Annotated in this window: 1 rRNA gene; it reads right to left on the minus strand. The window is 52.2% G+C overall.

The annotated features are described in order from the left end of the window. Nucleotides 1–246, minus strand: a 23S ribosomal RNA gene (locus H7U37_RS15460); the annotation flags it as partial. Nucleotide 247 lies beyond the last annotated feature (1 nt).

The raw sequence follows: 247 nt of genomic DNA on the forward strand, positions 1-247 counted from the left end.
AATAAATCCTCTGGTTTGGCCTCTTCCGCGTTCGCTCGCCACTACTGGCGGAATCTCGGTTGATTTCTCTTCCTCGCCCTACTTAGATGTTTCAGTTCAGGCGGTTCCCTTCCTACGCCTATTTGATTCAACGCAGGATGACAGAGTATTGCTCTGCCGGGTTTCCCCATTCGGAAATCTGCGGGTCAAAGCTTATGTGCAGCTCACCGCAGCTTATCGCAGCTTGTCACGTCCTTCTTCGGCTCCT

It is taken from the genome of Pseudoflavonifractor phocaeensis, from assembly GCF_016901735.1.
In the GTDB taxonomy this organism is placed as follows: domain Bacteria; phylum Bacillota; class Clostridia; order Oscillospirales; family Oscillospiraceae; genus Pseudoflavonifractor_A.